The sequence below is a fragment of the Isoptericola halotolerans genome, assembly GCF_013149785.1.
Lineage (GTDB): Bacteria > Actinomycetota > Actinomycetes > Actinomycetales > Cellulomonadaceae > Isoptericola > Isoptericola halotolerans.
In genome coordinates this window covers 700,354-717,105 of the sequence record NZ_JABEZU010000001.1, presented here as the reverse complement: position 1 = coordinate 717,105, position 16,752 = coordinate 700,354, and the positions used below count along the sequence as shown (strand labels likewise).

The following is a 16,752-nucleotide window of genomic DNA, read 5'->3' as shown; positions in this document are numbered from 1 at the left end:
ACGTCAGGCGCCGAGCATCCCCAGCGGGACGACCACGACCCCGTCCGGTCGCACGTAGCCGTACTCGCTGCCGGTGATCACCCCGAGCACCGCGGGCGCACCGGAGTGATCGGCGTCCAGCTTCGCCGCGAAGCGCAGCAGGGCTGCCGCCGCCGCGTCGACCTGCCCTGCACCGAGCTTGACCTCGAACGCGCCGAACACACCGTCGCGTCGTTGGACCACGACGTCGATCTCGAGGTTGTCGGAGTCCCGGTAGTGGAAGACCCGGGCGTCCAGGGCGTCGGCATAGGTGCGTAGGTCCCGGACCACCAACGACTCGAAGAGCAGGCCGAAGGTCGTCAGGTCCGCGAGGAGGTGATCGGCGTCGGCCTGCAGCGCTGCCGATGCGAGCGACGGATCGACGAGGTGGACGCGCGGCCGCGTGCGCAACCGCGCTCTCGACCGCAGGCGTGGTGCCCAGGCGGGCTGCTCCTGGAGAACCATGAGACGGCGAAGATCGACGAGATAGTCGTAGACCGTGGTGCGAGCCATCGCGCCGTCCGGGCCGTCGACCTCGCGGGTCAGACGGTCGACGACGAGCTCCATGGCGGTGTTCCGCGCCAACGCGTGCAGCAACCGTCCGGCACGCGCAGGATCACGCCGCGACGTGTCCAGGCGTCCCAGGTCCGCGTCCGCGATCGAGGCCAGGTAGTCCGACGACGCCTGGGCCGCGGCGGTGTCATCCATGCGGAGGTGCAGCGGCCACCCGCCCCGGACCACCAGCCGTGCCAGGTCAGGGATCGTCAGGTCGGAACGCCCGGGATCCGGCGGATCTCCGTCGAGGAGCGCTCGCAACGACATCGCACCGCTGGACTCGCCGGACTCGGCGAGGGCCATCGGTCGCATCTCCACTCGCGCGAACCGTCCCGCGCCGGTGTGACGCCGGGCGTCGTCGTCCGGCACCGCCGACCCGGTCAGGATGAACTGCCCTGGCTTCCCTCGGTCGTCGACGGTTGCGCGTACGCCGTTCCAGAGGCGGGTGGCGTCCACCTGCCACTCGTCGAGAAGACGCGGCGTCGCACCAGCCAGGACGAGCCGCGGGTCCACGTCGAGAGCCGAGCGCGCGGCGTCGTCGTTCTGCAGGTAGACAGCGCTCGCGGCGTGCTGCCGCGCGGTGGACGTCTTGCCGCACGCCCGCGGGCCCTCGATGAGCACAGCTCCCGCCGACCGAAGTCGGTCCGCCACGAGACGGTCGGCGATCCTCTCGATGTACTCCACCAGCGAATACTACAGTTTGCAGGACCTCCAGGCTACACTTTGCAGGCATTCCGGACTTCACTTTGCAGACCAGTCCGCGTGGACCGCCAACCCACGGAGCGCACTACGCTGGCCCGCGTGAGCACCAGCGACCTTCCCGCACCCGTCTCCGAGACCTTCGACCCCACGCGGTGGCGCACCGTGGCCGGGTTCGACGACCTGACGGACCTCACGTACCACCGGGGCGTGGAGCGCGACACGTCCGACGACGGCACCCCGTCCTCGCGCGACCTGCCGGTCGTGCGGATCGCCTTCGACCGGCCCGAGGTACGCAACGCGTTCCGCCCGCACACCGTCGACGAGCTCTACCGGGTGCTCGACCACGCCCGCATGACCTCCGACGTCGGCACCGTGCTGCTCACCGGCAACGGCCCGTCCCCCAAGGACGGCGGGTGGGCGTTCTGCTCGGGCGGCGACCAGCGCATCCGCGGGCGCTCGGGGTACCAGTACACGGCCACCGACGACGACGGCCGCCCCCTCGACGGTGCCGACACCGCCGACCACGTCGACCCGGCACGCGCCGGGCGGCTGCACATCCTCGAGGTGCAGCGCCTCGTCCGCACCATGCCCAAGGTCGTCATCGCCGTCGTCAACGGCTGGGCCGCCGGCGGTGGGCACTCGCTGCACGTGGTGGCAGACCTGTCGATCGCGAGCCGGGAGCACGCCCGGTTCAAGCAGACCGACGCGAACGTCGGCTCCTTCGACGGCGGCTACGGCTCGGCGTACCTGGCACGCCAGGTCGGGCAGAAGCGGGCCCGCGAGATCTTCTTCCTCGCCCGCGAGTACTCCGCCGAGGACGCCGAGCGCTGGGGCGCCGTCAACGAGGTCGCCGACCACGCCGAGCTGGAGAACCTGGCGCTGGAGTACGCCGCGACGATCGCCACCAAGTCACCGCAGGCGGTGCGCATGCTCAAGTTCGCCTTCAACCTGCCCGACGACGGGCTCATGGGCCAGCAGGTCTTCGCCGGCGAGGCCACGCGCCTCGCCTACATGACCGACGAGGCCGTCGAGGGGCGCGACGCGTTCCTCGCCAAGCGCGACCCCGACTGGTCCGGCTTCCCCTACGCCTACTGACGCGGTCGCCGGTCGCTCACCCTGTGACGGTGAGCGAGCCGGTGGCCTGCGGCATGAGCCCGACCCACGTGCTGCCCGGTGCCAGCTCGACGGGCTCGCCACCCGCCGTCAGCTCGATGGGCTCGTCGAGCCCACCCTTGGACCACTCGACATCGATCGTGCTGCCCCCGCTCGCCACCACCCCGGTGCCGGAGGAGTCCACGAGCCTCGTCTCGGGCACCGCCGCACCGGACGAGTCCTTGAACGCCGTGTCCACGACCTCCACCTCGAGGACGACGACGTTGGTCGCCGCGTGCTGGTCGCCGGAGGTCGACATCGACGGGCTGGTGCCCTCGCTGCGCAGCCACGTGCCGGAGCCCTCGTCCCACTGCCACCCCGTGGTCTGCATCCGCGACATGACGACCTCCAGCGACGACGCCGGCGTCCCGTCGCTCACGGCGGTCCCCTCCCCCGGGTCGTCGGCGAAGGCGAACTGCGCCGGGGGCGGCACGGTGCGCTCGCCGTCGGCCTGTGCCAGGAAGGCCTCGGGATCACCGACCACGTTGTGCGGGGCGTACCGGTTCGGGTCCCGGCTGAAGCCGGCGTCCCCCGCGTCCATGATCACCGACTGCGTCCCGCTGGCGTCCACCGCGTCGATGAACGGCGGCTGAGCGCCGGAGTAGGCGAGGATGCCGTCCAGCGGGGCGACGATCGCGGGGTCCATCGGCCGCACCGAGCGCACCGGCTCGACCGCCTCCGGGATGCTCGAGTGGTAGACCGCCACGTAGCGGGTGATGCCGCCCTCGACGACCTCCTCCCAGACCAGGTCGGCCTGCTCCAGGCCGGTCTGCGGCCGCGCCTCGCGGGAGTTCTCGATCTTGATCGCCAGCGCGGGTCGCTCGGCGACCTCGGCGGTCTCGACGCCGGTCAGCGGCCACACGATCGACGCGTCCGGCTCGGGTGGTGCCGCCTTCTGCGCGGCGGCCGACGCGTCGACCGTCGTCGTCGGGGCCGGAGCAGGCTCCTGCCCGCTGCAGGCCACCAGGAGCAGGGCGGTCCCGAGGAGCGCGCCGGGCGCCGCCGGCCGCGTGAACCGTGCGGTCATCAGTCCTCCGAGGTGTGAACTGGCGCACACCCTACGTCACGCAGCAGCCCGAGCCGCGGAGCCTGGCCCCTGGCCGGTGTCGTGGCGGCCTATCGTGAGCCGGTGAGCACTCCCGACCTCGCCGCGCTCGTGGGCGGCATGCGCCGTGCGCTCGACGGCGGCCCACCGGTCGCGCCGCTGCCCCGCCTCACGGCGCAGGCGCCGCCGTCGGGCACCGCGCTCGTGGTGCGCACGTCCGGCTCGACCGGGACGCCGCGCGAGGTCGCCCTGACCGCCGAGGCGCTGCGTGCGGCCGCCGCCGCGACCCGCGAGCGGCTCGGCGCCGCCGGCCGCTGGGTGCTGACCCTGCCGCCCACCCATGTCGCGGGGATGCAGGTGATCGTGCGCTCGCTGCTGGCCGGCACGCCGCTCACGGTCGCCGGCCCCGGGCCGTTCCGCGCGGAGGCGCTGGCCGAGCTGCTCGCCGACCCCCTCGCCGGGGACGACCCGGTGCACCTCTCGCTGGTGCCGACCCAGCTGCACCGCGTGGTCGAGGCCGCCGACGGCGGTGCACCGGCCGCGCTGGAGGCGCTCGCCCGGTGCGGGGCGGTGCTGCTGGGGGGTGCGGCGACCCCGCCGCGGCTGCTCGCCCGCGCCCGGGACGCCGGGGTGCCGGTGGTGCGGACCTACGGGATGTCCGAGACCGCGGGCGGCTGCGTGTACGACGGGCTGCCGCTGCGGGGCGTGCGGGTCCGCGTCGACGCCCCCGGCGGACACCCGGGCGTCGTCGAGCTGGGCGGACCCGTGCTGGCCACCGGCTACCTCGGCGACGACGAGGCCGGCGCGGCAGCGTTCAGCGAGGGCCCGGACGGACGCTGGTTCCGCACCAGCGACCTCGGGGTGGTGGACGACGGCGTGCTGCGGGTCCTCGGTCGCGCCGACGACGTCGTGGTCACCGGCGGGGTGAACGTCGCACCGACCGCTGTGGAGACGGTGCTCGGCGAGCTGCTGGGCGCCGAGGTGTGCGTCGTCGGCGTGCCGCACGACGAGTGGGGCCAGGAGCTGGTCGCCGTGCTGTCAGATGCTGTGGGTGGCGACGGGGAGGCGACGGAGCTGGCACGGGTGCGGTCCGCCGTCGCGGCTAGACTCGGCCCGGCCGCCGCGCCCCGCCGCCTGCTGCGGGTGGCGGACCTCCCCCTGCGCGGACCCGGCAAGGTCGACCGTGCCGCCGTCGTCGACCTGGTGCGCGCCCGTTCCGCGCGCGACTGAGAGGAGCTCGCATGGCCAGCACGGCCCAGTGGGTCGCCGGAGCCCGGCCCCGCACCCTGCCCGCCGCCGCCGCGCCCGTCGCCATCGGTACCGGCGCCGCCGCCCAGGTCGACGCCTTCGACTGGCTGCCCGCCGTGCTGGCCCTCGGTGTCGCGCTCGCGCTGCAGGTCGGCGTCAACTACGCCAACGACTACTCCGACGGCGTCCGCGGCACGGACCTCGACCGCGTCGGCCCGCTGCGCCTGACGGCGTCGGGCATCGCCCGACCGGGACAGGTGAAGGCCGCGGCGTTCGGCGCGTTCGGGGTGGCCGGGCTGCTCGGACTGGCGCTGTGCGCCGTGAGCGGCCACTGGTGGCTGATCGCCGTCGGCGCCGTGTCGATGCTCGCCGGGTGGTACTACACCGGCGGCAAACGGCCCTACGGGTACGCGGGCCTCGGCGAGGCCGGTGTGTTCGTCTTCTTCGGCCTGGTGGCCACCCTCGGCACCACCTACACGCAGGCGGACCGGATCACCTGGCCTGCCGTGCTCGGCGCCGTCGGGGTGGGCCTGATCGCCTGCGCGCTGCTCATGGTCAACAACGTGCGCGACATCCCCACGGACGCGGTGGCCGGCAAGCGCACGCTGGCCGTGCGCCTCGGCGACCGCCGCGCACGGCGGCTGTACGCCCTGTGGGTCGTGCTGCCCGTCCTGCTCGGGCTCGCCTGCGCCGTGTGGAACCCGTGGGCAATCCTGGTCGCCGTGCTGCTGCTCCCCGCCGTGCTGCTGGCGACCACCGTGATCGCCGGGGCACGCGGCAGGGCGCTGATCCCCGTGCTCGCCGGGACCGGGCTGTTCGAGCTCGCCTACGGCGTCCTGCTCGGCCTGGGCCTGGCGCTGTAGCCCTCGCCGACCAGGAGCCTGTGCCCGCAACGGGCCACTATTGCGGGCCCAAGTTCCTGTTCGGCCCGTCGGTGCGGCTCGCCTCGTCGACGGCGGAGTCCTCGGCGGCAGCATCCTCGTCGATGACCCTGTCCAGGCCCTCCTGGCCCGCCCGACGGCGCTCGGCACGCTCGGCGAGCCACCGGGCCGCCGCGTCCTTCTGCTTCGTCAGCACCAGGTAGGCGACCCCGAAGGCCACCACGATCGCCACGAGCAGCAGCAACCAGCTGCGCAGCCCGACCAGGTACCCGACGCCGAGCGCGACGGCGAAGAGGAGCAGGCGGAGCACGGTGTAGATCACGAGAGGCACCCCTCCAGGATACGGCCGCCCGTCGTGGAGCCGTCCCCCGCGATTCGGTTCCCGCCTCCAGGAGAACTAGGCTGAGGGAATGTTCCGCGTCCTGGTGGGCCTCGTCGTCGTCGGCCTGTTGGTCTACAGCCTCGCCGACCTCTCCGCGTCTCAGGAGGAGGATCGCGCCGGGCTGCCCAAGTGGCTCTGGGTCGTCATCATCGTCCTGCTGCCCGTCTTCGGTCCGATCACCTGGATCGCCACCAAGCAGTCCCGACGCCGCGGAGGGTCGGGCGGACGCGGCGCCCGGCCCGGTCGCGGCCCCCGTCGGCCCTCCGGACCCGTCGCCCCCGACGACGACCCGGACTTCCTGTGGCGCCTCGAGCAGGAGAAGCGCCGTCAGCAGCGCCGCGAGCGGGGCGAGGGCGACGGCGACTCGCCGAGGTAGCACCCGGCGCGGCCGGCCCGGTCAGCCGCCCGCGGAAGGGCGGGCCGACCCGGTCAGCTGATGCCGGAGTAGGAGTGCTTGCCGTTGAAGATCAGGTTCACGCCCGTGAAGTTGAACAGCACGCAGGCGTAGCCGACGACGACGAACCACGCCGCGCGGCGCCCCGACCAGCCGCGCGTGGTGCGCGCGTGCAGGTACGCCGCGTACACGACCCAGATGACGAAGCTCCAGACCTCCTTGGGGTCCCAGCCCCAGTAGCGGCCCCAGGCGTCCTCGGCCCAGATCGCCCCGCCGATGATCGTGAAGGTCCACATGACGAACCCGACGGCGTTGAGCCGGAACGACATCGACTCCAGGGTCGCCGGGACAGGGGTCCGGTCCAGCCAGCGGAACCCTGGTCGGGAGAGGAACGGGCTGCCCTCGTCGCGGACGTCGCGCAGGAGCTGCAGCGCCGACATCACGAACGACACGGTGAAGATCCCGGTGGCGGCGATCGCGACGCCGACGTGCAGCACCAGCCAGTAGTTCTGCAGCGCGGGCTGGACACCGGTCGCTGCCACGTGGAACGAGTTCAGGCCCACCACGAGGAACAGCGTCACCAACCCGGTGACGAACGCCCCGAGGAACCGCACGTCACGTCGCACGTTGAGCAGCAGGAACACGACCAGCGCGATGAAAGAGCCCACCATCGTGAACTCGTACATGTTGGCCCACGGGGTGCGCCCGGCGGCGAGCCCGCGCAGCACGATGGCGGCCAGCAGCATCGCCGTGCCGAGCCAGGTGGTCGCCATGGCGATCCCCGCGGCCCGACGGCGCGGTGCGGCCTCGGCCGGCGCGTCGGCACCGGCGGCCGGCGCGTCGGCACCGGCGGTCGGCGCGCCCGGGGCCGTCGCGGCCCCGACGGCCACCCGCTCCTGCGTGCGGGCGCCGACGCGCTCCTCGGTGCGCCGCCCCAGGTCGACGGCGAACGCGATCATCGCGACGGCGAGCGCGGTCGCCGCGGCCCAGACGAGCAGGTCGCTCAGCTCGGCGATCTCCATGGTCAGCCTCTCTCAGGGTCGTGCGTCGTGACGGTGACAGGGTCGGGGTCAGGCTCGGTGGCGGGGTCGTCCAGACCCGGGACCGCGGCGAGCGTGCGATCCACCTCGGGCTGCAGGCCGACGTCGTCGCCCCGGGCGAGGCCGGCGACCTCGACGCGCGTGACGCCGTCGTCCACCCATGATCGCACCCAGACGCGGCGGCGGGGCAGGAACAGCGAGCCGGTCAGGCCGACGAGCGCGGCCAGGGAGAACCCGAGCACCCAGACCAGCGACGGGTCGTGGCGCAGGTCGAGGGCGACGAACCGGGGCACGTCCTCGCCGAGCGAGACGGTGCCCAGGCCGTCGGGCAGCTCGACGGTGTCCCCCGGCTCGAGCAGGAGGGTCACCCGGTCCCCGTTCGCGTCCAGCGACGGCGTGAGGCTCTCGGTGTCGAGGCGGTAGACGTTCTGGGGGACGCCCTCGTCCAGGCCGAGGTCGCCGCGGTACACCTCGAGCACCAGCAGCGGGCTCTCCGGCAGGGGGAAGACCGAGCGTGCCGAGCCGTCGGCCTCGATGACGGCCGTCGGCAGGAAGTAGCCGATGAGGCCCACCTGGTCGAGGCCGGGCGAGACGTCAGGGACCTTGACGACGCCTCGCGAGGTGTAGACCTGGTCCTCCGGCAGGAACGGCACGCGGCCGGAGAACGCGATCGCTCCCTCGGCGTCCTCGACCGTGATCTGCGGGGCGTAGCCGTTGCCCTGCAGGTAGATCTTGGAGCCGTCGATCGTCAGCGGGTGGTTGACCTTGATGGTCTCCTGCGACGACGACCCGTCCGGCTCGGTCACCGTCACCGCGGCCGTGAAGTCCCGCGACTGCGCGAAGGCGACGGTGTCGGTCGCGAACTGCGAGGTGAACGAGTCCAGCGTCATCGAGAAGGGCACCAGCGACTCGGGCTGGAACCACGCCCCGCTCTCGAACGTGTCGTAGTCGACGACGGCGTTGGCGAACCCGCGTCCCTCGGTGATGATCGCCTGGCCCCGGTAGTGCATCAGCTGCCCGACGCCGACGGCGACGATCAGCCCGAGCAGCGCCAGGTGGAACAGCAGGTTGCCGCTCTCGCGCAGGTAGCCGCGCTCTGCGGCCACGGTGCGCGCCGCGGGCCGGGCGGGGACCTTGCCGCGGGCCTCGTGCGCCGGCTCCGCTGCCGTGTCCACGCGGAACGCCGGCAGCCAGCGGCGTCCGCGCAGGTGGGCGGCGAGGGCGTCCGTCACCTCCTGCGGAGCGGCCGACGTGGTCCCCGAGGCCTGGGCGGGGAACCGTGCGAAACGTGCCGGGGGGCGTGGAGGCCGGTGACGCACCGCCTTGGCGTGCGCGATCGTGCGCGGCACGATGCAGCCCACGAGGGACACGAAGAGCAGCAGGTAGATCGCCGAGAACCAGACCGACGAGTAGACCTCGAAGAACCCGAACCGGTCGAGCCACTCGCCCGCGGTGGGGTGCTCGCCGAGGTACTCGACGACGGCGGCCGGGTCCTGGCTGCGCTGCGGGAAGATCGAGCCGGGTACCGCGGCGACGGCGAGCAGCATGAGCAGCATGAGGGCGACCCGCATGCTGGTGAGCTGCCGCCAGGTCCAGCGCAGCATCCCGCGCCAGCCGATCCGGGGGGCGCGTGCCGTGCCCGACGGCGGAGCGTCGGTCGGCGCGGCGCCCTCGGAACCGGCGTCGGTCGGCTGCTCGCCGCCCCGGGCGCCCTGGGTGAACTCGTCCGCGATCCCCTCGGGACGATAGCTGCGTCCGCTCATCACACCACCGTCGTGTATCCGCTGATCCAGCTCTGCAGCATGCTCGTCAACGAGCCCCACACACCCGTGACCATGGTCAGGCCGATGAGGACGAGCAGCCCGCCGCCGCACCGCATGATCGCGAGCCGGTGGCGTCGCAGGAAGCCGAGCATGCGCTCCGAGGACTGCAGCCCGAGGGCGACCAGCAGGAACGGCACGCCGAGGCCGATGCAGTACGCGATCCCCAGGACGACGCCGCGCCCGGCCGAGGCCTCGTTGAGCGCGAGGGACTGCACGGCGGCGAGCGTCGGACCGAGGCACGGCGTCCAGCCCAGGCCGAAGACGACGCCGAGCAGCGGCGCACCCCACAGACCCGCGCGCGGGCTGACGTGCAGCCGCCGCTCCCGCTGCAGGAACCGGATACCGCCGAGGAACGCCACGCCCATGAGGATCACGACGACGCCGAGCACTCGGGTCAGGACGTCCTCGTAGCGCACGAGGTAGGAGCCCACGGCCCCGGCGGCCGCCATGAGCGCGACGAACACGGCGGTGAAGCCGAGCACGAAGAGCGCGACGCCCAGCACGACGCGCCCGCGGCCGGGGGCGCGCGGGGGTGCCGCCGTCGTCGGCCCGGCCGTGCCCGCCGAGCCGGCCGGGCCGTCGGCGCGCCCTGAACGTGCAGGTCCGGCGTTCGCCGCCGCGAGCCCGCCGACGTAGCCCACGTACCCGGGGACCAGCGGCAGCACGCAGGGCGAGGCGAACGACACGAGACCGGCGAGCAGCGCGACGAGGACCGCGAGCAGCAGCGAGCCGCTCACGGCCGTGGTGGCGAAGGCCTCACCCACTCAGGCGCTCCCCTCGGGGCTCGTCCCCGACAGCACGTCGTCGACGATCCCGTCCAGGGTGGACCCGGCGACCTGGCCGACGACGCGGGCGGCCACGCGGCCCTCGGCGTCGAGCACCACCGTGGACGGCACGGCCTGCAGCGGCACGACGCCGGAGAGCCCGGCCACGACCTGGCCGCTGCGGTCCTCGATCGACGGGTAGGTCACGTCGAAGGTGCGCTGGAAGGCCAGGGCCGTGCCGGCGTCGTCCTCGGTGTTGATGCCGAGCAGGTGCACGCCGTCGTCCGCACGGTCCTCGGCGAGCGCCACCAGGTCCGGCGCCTCGGCGCGGCACGGGGCGCAGCCGGCGTACCAGGTGTTGAGCACGACGACGTCGCCGAGCCAGTCCGCGGTGGAGACGTCGTCGCCCTCGAACGAGGTGCCCTCGACGGTCACGACGTCGCCGCGCTCGTCGGGCTCCCACTGCTGCACGGAGCCGTCGCCGGACACGAAGCCCTGCCCGACGACGTCGCCGGCACCGGAGTCGGCGGCGCCGCAGGCAGCGACCAGCCCGACGGCCGCGACCAGGGCGACCGTCCGCACGGCACCGGGGAGGGCGACGCGCACCATCAGGCGCCCGGCACCGGGTCGGCGCCGGCGAGCAGGTCCCCGGCGGGCTCCGTGTAGTGCAGCGCGACGAACCGGTCGTCGTCGAAGGTCACGGAGGTCAGGGAGGCGAGGGCGCACTCGCGGCGGCGCGGGTCGTGCGCGAGCCGGCGCCCCTCGAAGGACAGCCGCGCCATCCAGACGGGGAGCTGGTGGCTGACCAGCACGACCTCGTGGCCGGCGAAGGTACGGCGGGCGTCGTCGACGGCGGCCCGCATCCGGGTGGCCTGGTCGACGTAGCTCTCGCCCCAGGAGGGACGCAGCGGGTTCCACAGCAGCTTCCAGTAGCGGGGGTGCACGAGCTGGCCGGGCCGCTTGCCGATCGTGCTGCCCTCGAAGCTGTTGCCCGCCTCGATGAGGCGGTCGTCGGTGGCGAGCTCCACGTCGAAGGTGGCGGCGACGGGTGCGGCGGTCTCCTGGGCGCGCTGCAGGGGGCTCGCCACGACGGCGACGACGTCCCGACCGCGGTCGGACAGGTGCTCCGCGACGCGGTGCGCCATCCGCTGACCGCGCTCGGACAGCCGGTACCCGGGGATGCGCCCGTACAGGACGCCGTCGGGGTTGTGGACCTCGCCGTGCCGCAGCAGATGGACGGTGGTGGTGGCCATGGCCCCCAGTGTCCCAGATCGCGGGCGCCTTCAGGTGCCGTCCGGCCGTCTCCGGGAGATTCCTCCCCGAGGTTGTGACAGGTCTCACAAGCTCACCCGACGCGATCGGGACGACCTTCCCGGTGCCTATCGTGGAGCCATGGACCGCCCGATGATCTATGCGCTGCACGAGAATCCCGAGTGGTTCACGGTGTTCGCCGACGCCCTCGACGCCGAGGGTCTGCCCTGGGTGGAGTGGCAGCTTCTCGACGGCACGCTCGACCTGGACGAGGCTCCGCCCGAGGGGATCTTCTGGTCGCGCATCTCGGCGTCGTCCCACACCCGCGACCACGCCCTCACCAAGGACTACTCCCGGGCCGTGCTGTCCTGGCTGGAGGCGCACGGACGCCGCACCGTCAACGGTCGGCGGGTGCTCGAGCTGGAGATGAGCAAGGTCGACCAGCTCACCGCGCTGCGGGCCGCCGGCATCGACGTGCCGAGGACGGTGGCGGCCGTCGGGCGCGACCGCGTGGTCGAGGCGGCACGCCGCTTCACCGACGCCGTGCCGGGCCCCTTCGTCACGAAGCACAACCAGGGCGGCAAGGGCCTGGGCGTGCTGCGGTTCGAGGCGGTGGACGACCTGGCCGACCACGTCGCCTCCGCAGACTACGCCGAGCCGGTGGACGGCATCACGCTGGTCCAGGAGTACGTCACGGCGGCCGACGGCGGGATCACGCGCGTGGAGATCGTCGGTGGCGAGATGATCTACGCCGTGCGCGGGGACACCGAGCGGGGCGGCTTCCAGCTCTGCCCGGCGGACGCCTGCGAGATCGACCCGACGACGGGCCGGCCCGTCATGCCCCCGGGTGCGACCGTCCAGATGGCGCCCGACGACGCGACGAGCCTGTTCTCGCTGCGCGCCGGCTACGACGACCCGGTGGTGGAGCGATACCTGCGGTTCACCCGGGACCACGGCGTCGAGATCGCCGGCGTGGAGAACATCCGCACCGCCGACGGACGCGTGCTGACCTACGACGTCAACACCAACACCAACTACAACGCGGGCGTCGAGAGCACGGCGCCCGCCAGCGGGCCACGGGAGATCGCACGCTTCCTGGGGAGGCTCCTGCGGGAGAGCTACCCCGACGCCTGAACGGCCCCGACCGGAGACCGGGAATAGCCGTGGACCGCTCCCGGTTGATGCATTTCGATGGACCCGCCTCGTGGGGTTCGCACTGCACACGACATCCACCAGAAGGAGCATCTCCATGGCTACGCCGCTGCCCACCGGTCTGACCTCCGGCACCTACACGATCGACGCCTCCCACTCCACCGCGTCCTTCGTCGTCCGCCACGCGGGCATCTCCAAGGTCCGGGGCACGATCGACATCGCCGCCGGCACGATCACCGTCGGTGAGGACCTCGAGTCGACCGCGGTGCGGGCCGAGCTCGACGCCGCGTCGGTCAACACCGGTGACGAGAACCGCGACGGCCACCTCAAGAGCGCGGACTTCTGGCACGCCGAGGAGAAGCCGGTCTGGTCCTTCACCTCGAAGAACATCTCCGTGGACGGCGACGCCTACGTGATCTCCGGCGACCTCACCATCAACGGCGTGACCAAGACCGTCGACCTCCCCACCGAGTTCGCGGGCACCGCCAAGGACCCCTTCGGCAACGACCGCGCCGGGTTCGAGGCCGAGGTCGAGATCTCCCGCCAGGAGTTCGGCCTGACCTGGAACGCAGCCCTCGAGACCGGCGGGTTCCTCGTCGGCGACAAGGTGAAGATCGCGCTCGACGTCTCCGCGATCTCCCAGAACTGACCCCGCGCGAGGCAGCGCGCTCGGCCCCGTGAGGTAGCACTACCTCGCGGGGCCGAGCGCTACCTGGCGGGGACGCCGTCTGCCCCCGCCGAGGCGACACCGTTCGCGTGCCGCGCCGCCGCGTGGAACGCGAGGATCTGCAGCTCCCCCGCGACGTCCACGCTGCGGACGACGACGTCGTCGGGCAGGTGCAGCGCCACGGGTGCGAAAGACAGGATCTCTCGCACCCCCGCCGTCACGACCCGCTCCGCGATCTCCTGCGCCGGCGGCCCCGGCGTCGCCAGCACGACCATCGACACGTGCCGCTCGACGATGATCTGCTCGAGCCCGTCGACGTGCTCGACCTCGATCCCCGCGGCCCGACCCCCGACCACCGCGGGGTCCGCGTCGAGCAGCGCCACGACCTGGAAGCCCCGGGCCGCATAGCCCGAGTAGTTCGCCAGCGCGTGCCCCAGGTTGCCGACCCCGACGATGGCCAGCCGGTGCTCCGAGCCGAGCCCCAGGGCCGTCGCGATGTACGACGACAACGACTCGACGTCGTACCCCACGCCCCGCGTCCCGAAGGACCCCAGGTACGACAGGTCCTTGCGCAGCTGCGCGGACCCCACCCCGGACCGCTCCGCGAGGTCCGAGGACGACGTCGTCTCGACCCCCTCGCGCATCAGGTCGCGCAGGGCGCGCAGGTAGTACGGCAGCCGCGCCACCGTCGCCGCGGGCACCGTCACCTCACCGATCTCGATCACTTGTGCTTCCCTCCCGGGGGCCGGGCGAGACGCCGCGCCAACCGCGCCGCGTCGACCCGCCAGAACCCCTGCTGCACGCCGTCCACCTCGACGACGGGCACGTACTCGCCGTAGCGCTCCACCAGGGAGGGCTCGGCGTCGATGTCGATCTCCTGCCAGGTCTCCCCCGCCTCGGCGCACACCGCGGCGACCACCGCCCGCGCCTCGTCGCACAGGTGGCAGTCGGCTCTGCTGTACACGACCACGCGGGACGCGTCGGGTCGGGTCGAGGGCCTGCTCACGAGCACAGCGTATCGGCGCTACTACAGTGGGCCGCATGTCGTCTCACGCTGCGCCCACGGTCCGCCCGACGGCAGCAGCCTTCTTCGACGTCGACAACACCATCATCCGGGGCGCGAGCTCCTTCCACCTGGCCCGGGCGCTGTACCAGCGCAGGTTCTTCGGGACCACCGACCTGCTGCGCTTCGCCTGGATCCAGGCCAAGTACCTGGTCTTCGGCGAGTCGCGCTCCCAGATCGAGACCGTGCGCACGCGCGCCCTGTCGCTCATCGCCGGCCGGTCCGTCGCCGAGGTCACGGCGGTCGGCGAGGAGGTGTACGACACCGTCCTGGAGCTGCGGATCTTCCCCGGCACCAAGAGGCTGCTCGACGAGCACCTCGCGGCGGGCGACCAGGTCTGGCTGGTGACGGCCACCCCCGTGGAGATCGGCGGACTCATCGCCCGACGCCTCGGGGCGACCGGGTGCCTCGGCACGATCGCCGAGCACTCCGACGGCTACTACACGGGCGCCCTGGTCGGCGACCTCATGCACGGCGAGGCCAAGGCCGCGGCGGTCCGCGAGCTCGCCGAGCGCGAGGGGCTCGACCTCCAGGCCTCCTACGCCTACGGAGACTCCCTGAACGACCTGCCGATGATGCGTTCGGTCGGCCATCCCTGCCCCATCAACCCGGACGTCCGGCTGCGCCGGCACGCCAAGGAGGTCGGCTGGCCCATCCGGGAGTTCCGTGGACGCGGGCAGCGAGCCGCGGGGCGCGGGGTGCGGACGGCCTCCTGGGCCGGGGCGGCGTGGGTCGTCGGTCTCGTGCTGCGCGCAGCACAGCGCAGCGTCCGCCGGCGGCTCGGCGGCCACTGACGCGACGGCCGTCGCCACGAGCCCGGGAACGCCTCCTCCCGTGGGCACGCCTCGTCCCGGGAACGCAAAGAGCCCGGCACCTCTGGACGAGGTCCGGGCTCGGTGCGCGCGGCCCGCCGTCGGCGGGCGCTGCGTCACTTCTTGTTGCGGCGCTGGTGACGCGTCTTGCGAAGCAGCTTGCGGTGCTTCTTCTTTGCCATGCGCTTACGACGCTTCTTGATGACGGAGCCCATGAGGTCCTCACAATGCTGATCGGTGGTGGAGGCCGGTTGGTCCCGACGATCCTGTGCCCCGTGCTCGCGTGAACGAACCCCGGGACCAAGCACTGCCGACCAACGCGAAAAAGTCCGTCCCCCAGAATACCCGACCCGGGGCCGTGCCCCGAACTGGCCGGTCACTCGGCCGAACCGACGTCGACCGAACCTGCGGTTCAGTCGAACCGACGTCGACCGAACCTGCGGTTCCGCTGCGGGCGAGCGCCTCGTTCCTCGGCCCGCACCCTGCGCTGCACCTTCGGTTCAGTCGAACCGACGTCGGCCGAACCTGCGGTTCCGCTGCGGGCGAGCGCCTCGTTCCTCGGCCCGCACCCTGCGCTGCACCTTCGGTTCAGTCGAGGAAGGGGTCCAGGCCCAGACCGGGGAACACGTGCCGCCGGGTCGCCAGGACGGCGCGGTCCACGGCGTCGGACGGGTCGTAGCCCTCACTCCAGGGACGCCACGCCACGGCGCCGCGGCCGAGCCTCTTCGCGGGTTCCAGCCCGGACATCTCCTCGGCGGCGACCCGCCACTCCTGAGGCAGCGGGGTCCCCGGCGCGATCGGGACGTGGGCGGCCTCGGCCACCAGCGCGGACCAGACCAGCGGCACCACGTCGACGACGGCGTAGCCTCCTCCACCGAGCGCGACCCACCGGCCCTCGCACAGCTCGAGCGCGAGGGAGTGCACCCACGACGCTGCCTCCAGCTGGGCGTCGATCCCGACGTTCAGGTCCGCGAGGGGATCGTTGCCGTGCGCGTCGGTCCCGTGCTGCGAGACGATCGCGTCGGGTCGGAACTCCCGCAGGACGATCGGCAGCACGGCGTCGACGGCGCGCAGCCAGCGCGCCGAGTCCGTACGAGGCGGCAGGGCGAGGTTCACGGCCGAGCACTCCGCTCCTGGCCCGCCGGTGTCCGCGGGGCTGCCCGTGCCCGGGTAGAGGGTCCGGCCGTCCTGGTGCACCGAGAACGTGACCACCCGCGGGTCGTCCCAGAAGATCGACTCCACGCCGTCACCGTGGTGCGCGTCGAGGTCCACGTACGCCACGCGCTGCGCCCCGAGGTCCAGGAAGCGCTGCACGGTCGCCGCGGCGTCGTTGTACAGGCAGAACCCGGACGCGGCGGCACGACGGGCGTGGTGCATCCCACCGGCGACGTTGACACCGTGCTGGATCTCGCCCGCCCACACCGCCTCGGCCAGCGACGCCGAGGCGGTGACGAGCCGGGAGGCCGACTCGTGCATCACGGGGAAGATCGGGTTGTCCTCGGTCCCGAGGCCTCTCTCCAGGTCCGGCTCCCCCGTGCGGGCAGCACGCTGGACCGCGGCGACGTACCCCGCGTCGTGGACCGAGGTCACGAGGTCGTCCCGGCTCGCCGGGATCGACGCGATCTCCAGCGACGGGGAGTCCGGGAGGCCGAACGCCTCGACCAGCCGCATCGTGAGGTCGAGTCGGGCCGGCGCCATCGGGTGCCCGGCGCCGAAGTCGTAGGTCAGGAGCTCAGGACTCCACAGCAGCCGGGCGACGGACATCCCGCCACGGTAGCCGAACCCGTGGCAGGCTGGGCCAGA

General features: G+C 73.0%; 19 protein-coding genes. 7 read left to right on the top strand and 12 right to left on the bottom strand.

Annotated elements, in window-relative coordinates:
* Positions 1-3 precede the first annotated feature (3 nt).
* Positions 4-1,257: a DUF4143 domain-containing protein gene (locus HDG69_RS03425; RefSeq protein ID WP_171782357.1), complete on the bottom strand. Its 1,254-nt coding sequence runs from the start codon at positions 1,255-1,257 to the stop codon at positions 4-6.
* Between the two features lie 117 nt (positions 1,258-1,374).
* Between HDG69_RS03425 and HDG69_RS03420 the strand changes: the two genes are divergently transcribed.
* Positions 1,375-2,370: a 1,4-dihydroxy-2-naphthoyl-CoA synthase gene (locus tag HDG69_RS03420; RefSeq protein ID WP_171782356.1), complete on the top strand. Its 996-nt coding sequence runs from the start codon at positions 1,375-1,377 to the stop codon at positions 2,368-2,370.
* Between the two features lie 16 nt (positions 2,371-2,386).
* Here HDG69_RS03420 and HDG69_RS03415 read toward each other — a convergent pair whose 3' ends face one another.
* A complete protein-coding gene (locus HDG69_RS03415; RefSeq protein WP_171782355.1) occupies positions 2,387-3,454 on the bottom strand; it encodes a DUF3048 domain-containing protein in 1,068 nt (355 codons plus the stop codon).
* Positions 3,455-3,556: 102 nt separating this feature from the next.
* On the opposite strand from HDG69_RS03415, the gene HDG69_RS03410 reads away from it, so the two are divergent.
* Together HDG69_RS03410 and HDG69_RS03405 are read left to right on the top strand one after the other, a co-directional pair.
* Entirely contained in the window at positions 3,557-4,702 is a 1,146-nt protein-coding gene (locus HDG69_RS03410; protein WP_343036230.1) for an AMP-binding protein, read from the top strand.
* A gap of 11 nt (positions 4,703-4,713) precedes the next feature.
* Entirely contained in the window at positions 4,714-5,583 is an 870-nt protein-coding gene (locus HDG69_RS03405; protein ID WP_171782354.1) for a 1,4-dihydroxy-2-naphthoate polyprenyltransferase, read from the top strand.
* Between the two features lie 37 nt (positions 5,584-5,620).
* On the opposite strand, the gene HDG69_RS03400 is transcribed toward HDG69_RS03405, so the two are convergent.
* The gene (locus HDG69_RS03400) at positions 5,621-5,932 is read right to left on the bottom strand and encodes a DUF4229 domain-containing protein (protein ID WP_171782353.1); all 312 of its coding nucleotides are present in this window, start codon (positions 5,930-5,932) and stop codon (positions 5,621-5,623) included.
* 79 nt (positions 5,933-6,011) lie between these two features.
* On the opposite strand from HDG69_RS03400, the gene HDG69_RS03395 reads away from it, so the two are divergent.
* Positions 6,012-6,359, top strand: coding sequence for a PLD nuclease N-terminal domain-containing protein (locus HDG69_RS03395; RefSeq protein ID WP_171782352.1), 348 nt, complete (start codon positions 6,012-6,014; stop codon positions 6,357-6,359).
* 53 nt (positions 6,360-6,412) lie between these two features.
* Here HDG69_RS03395 and ccsB read toward each other — a convergent pair whose 3' ends face one another.
* The 5 genes from ccsB to HDG69_RS03370 are packed head-to-tail and all read right to left on the bottom strand — an operon-like array spanning position 6,413 to position 11,257.
* Positions 6,413-7,399, bottom strand: a complete 987-nt coding sequence (gene ccsB / locus HDG69_RS03390) for a c-type cytochrome biogenesis protein CcsB (RefSeq protein ID WP_171782351.1) — start codon at positions 7,397-7,399, stop codon at positions 6,413-6,415.
* Positions 7,400-7,401: 2 nt separating this feature from the next.
* Positions 7,402-9,180 carry a cytochrome c biogenesis protein ResB gene (gene resB, locus HDG69_RS03385; protein WP_171782350.1) on the bottom strand — a complete coding sequence of 593 codons (1,779 nt, stop codon included), beginning with the start codon at positions 9,178-9,180 and terminating at the stop codon, positions 7,402-7,404.
* Complete coding sequence (locus HDG69_RS03380; RefSeq protein WP_171782349.1) at positions 9,180-10,004, bottom strand: cytochrome c biogenesis protein CcdA; 825 nt, start codon at positions 10,002-10,004, stop codon at positions 9,180-9,182. The genes resB and HDG69_RS03380 overlap by 1 nt, the downstream gene beginning before the upstream one ends.
* Positions 10,005-10,613, bottom strand: coding sequence for a TlpA family protein disulfide reductase (locus tag HDG69_RS03375; protein ID WP_171782348.1), 609 nt, complete (start codon positions 10,611-10,613; stop codon positions 10,005-10,007).
* Positions 10,613-11,257 carry a histidine phosphatase family protein gene (locus HDG69_RS03370; RefSeq protein ID WP_171782347.1) on the bottom strand — a complete coding sequence of 215 codons (645 nt, stop codon included), beginning with the start codon at positions 11,255-11,257 and terminating at the stop codon, positions 10,613-10,615. Before HDG69_RS03370 ends, HDG69_RS03375 begins: the two co-directional genes overlap by 1 nt.
* Before the next feature lie 139 nt (positions 11,258-11,396).
* On the opposite strand from HDG69_RS03370, the gene HDG69_RS03365 reads away from it, so the two are divergent.
* Together HDG69_RS03365 and HDG69_RS03360 are read left to right on the top strand one after the other, a co-directional pair.
* Positions 11,397-12,389 carry an ATP-grasp domain-containing protein gene (locus tag HDG69_RS03365; protein WP_171782346.1) on the top strand — a complete coding sequence of 331 codons (993 nt, stop codon included), beginning with the start codon at positions 11,397-11,399 and terminating at the stop codon, positions 12,387-12,389.
* 115 nt (positions 12,390-12,504) lie between these two features.
* A complete protein-coding gene (locus HDG69_RS03360; protein ID WP_171782345.1) occupies positions 12,505-13,056 on the top strand; it encodes a YceI family protein in 552 nt (183 codons plus the stop codon).
* A 59-nt stretch (positions 13,057-13,115) separates the two neighbouring features.
* On the opposite strand, the gene HDG69_RS03355 is transcribed toward HDG69_RS03360, so the two are convergent.
* Positions 13,116-13,799 (bottom strand): redox-sensing transcriptional repressor Rex, encoded by a 684-nt coding sequence (locus tag HDG69_RS03355; RefSeq protein WP_171782344.1) that lies wholly within the window; start codon positions 13,797-13,799, stop codon positions 13,116-13,118.
* On the bottom strand, positions 13,796-14,080 hold the full coding sequence (locus HDG69_RS03350; protein ID WP_343036229.1) for a glutaredoxin family protein: 285 nt from the start codon (positions 14,078-14,080) through the stop codon (positions 13,796-13,798). The genes HDG69_RS03355 and HDG69_RS03350 overlap by 4 nt, the downstream gene beginning before the upstream one ends.
* Before the next feature lie 35 nt (positions 14,081-14,115).
* Between HDG69_RS03350 and HDG69_RS03345 the strand changes: the two genes are divergently transcribed.
* Entirely contained in the window at positions 14,116-14,931 is an 816-nt protein-coding gene (locus HDG69_RS03345; protein WP_171782343.1) for an HAD family hydrolase, read from the top strand.
* A gap of 134 nt (positions 14,932-15,065) precedes the next feature.
* On the opposite strand, the gene HDG69_RS03340 is transcribed toward HDG69_RS03345, so the two are convergent.
* Together HDG69_RS03340 and HDG69_RS03335 are read right to left on the bottom strand one after the other, a co-directional pair.
* Positions 15,066-15,164 (bottom strand): 30S ribosomal protein bS22, encoded by a 99-nt coding sequence (locus HDG69_RS03340; RefSeq protein WP_003792170.1) that lies wholly within the window; start codon positions 15,162-15,164, stop codon positions 15,066-15,068.
* A gap of 373 nt (positions 15,165-15,537) precedes the next feature.
* Entirely contained in the window at positions 15,538-16,713 is a 1,176-nt protein-coding gene (locus HDG69_RS03335) for an acetoin utilization protein AcuC (protein ID WP_171782342.1), read from the bottom strand.
* Positions 16,714-16,752 lie beyond the last annotated feature (39 nt).

Coding starts and splice junctions, on each gene's coding strand:
- HDG69_RS03345 (WP_171782343.1), top strand. CDS start 14,116: ATGTCGTCTCACGCTGCGCCCACGGTCCGCCCGACGGCAGCAGCCTTC.
- HDG69_RS03335 (WP_171782342.1), bottom strand. CDS start 16,713: ATGTCCGTCGCCCGGCTGCTGTGGAGTCCTGAGCTCCTGACCTACGAC.
- HDG69_RS03405 (WP_171782354.1), top strand. CDS start 4,714: ATGGCCAGCACGGCCCAGTGGGTCGCCGGAGCCCGGCCCCGCACCCTG.
- HDG69_RS03375 (WP_171782348.1), bottom strand. CDS start 10,613: ATGGTGCGCGTCGCCCTCCCCGGTGCCGTGCGGACGGTCGCCCTGGTC.
- HDG69_RS03370 (WP_171782347.1), bottom strand. CDS start 11,257: ATGGCCACCACCACCGTCCATCTGCTGCGGCACGGCGAGGTCCACAAC.
- HDG69_RS03415 (WP_171782355.1), bottom strand. CDS start 3,454: ATGACCGCACGGTTCACGCGGCCGGCGGCGCCCGGCGCGCTCCTCGGG.
- HDG69_RS03365 (WP_171782346.1), top strand. CDS start 11,397: ATGGACCGCCCGATGATCTATGCGCTGCACGAGAATCCCGAGTGGTTC.
- HDG69_RS03360 (WP_171782345.1), top strand. CDS start 12,505: ATGGCTACGCCGCTGCCCACCGGTCTGACCTCCGGCACCTACACGATC.
- HDG69_RS03395 (WP_171782352.1), top strand. CDS start 6,012: ATGTTCCGCGTCCTGGTGGGCCTCGTCGTCGTCGGCCTGTTGGTCTAC.
- ccsB (WP_171782351.1), bottom strand. CDS start 7,399: ATGGAGATCGCCGAGCTGAGCGACCTGCTCGTCTGGGCCGCGGCGACC.
- HDG69_RS03340 (WP_003792170.1), bottom strand. CDS start 15,164: ATGGGCTCCGTCATCAAGAAGCGTCGTAAGCGCATGGCAAAGAAGAAG.
- resB (WP_171782350.1), bottom strand. CDS start 9,180: ATGAGCGGACGCAGCTATCGTCCCGAGGGGATCGCGGACGAGTTCACC.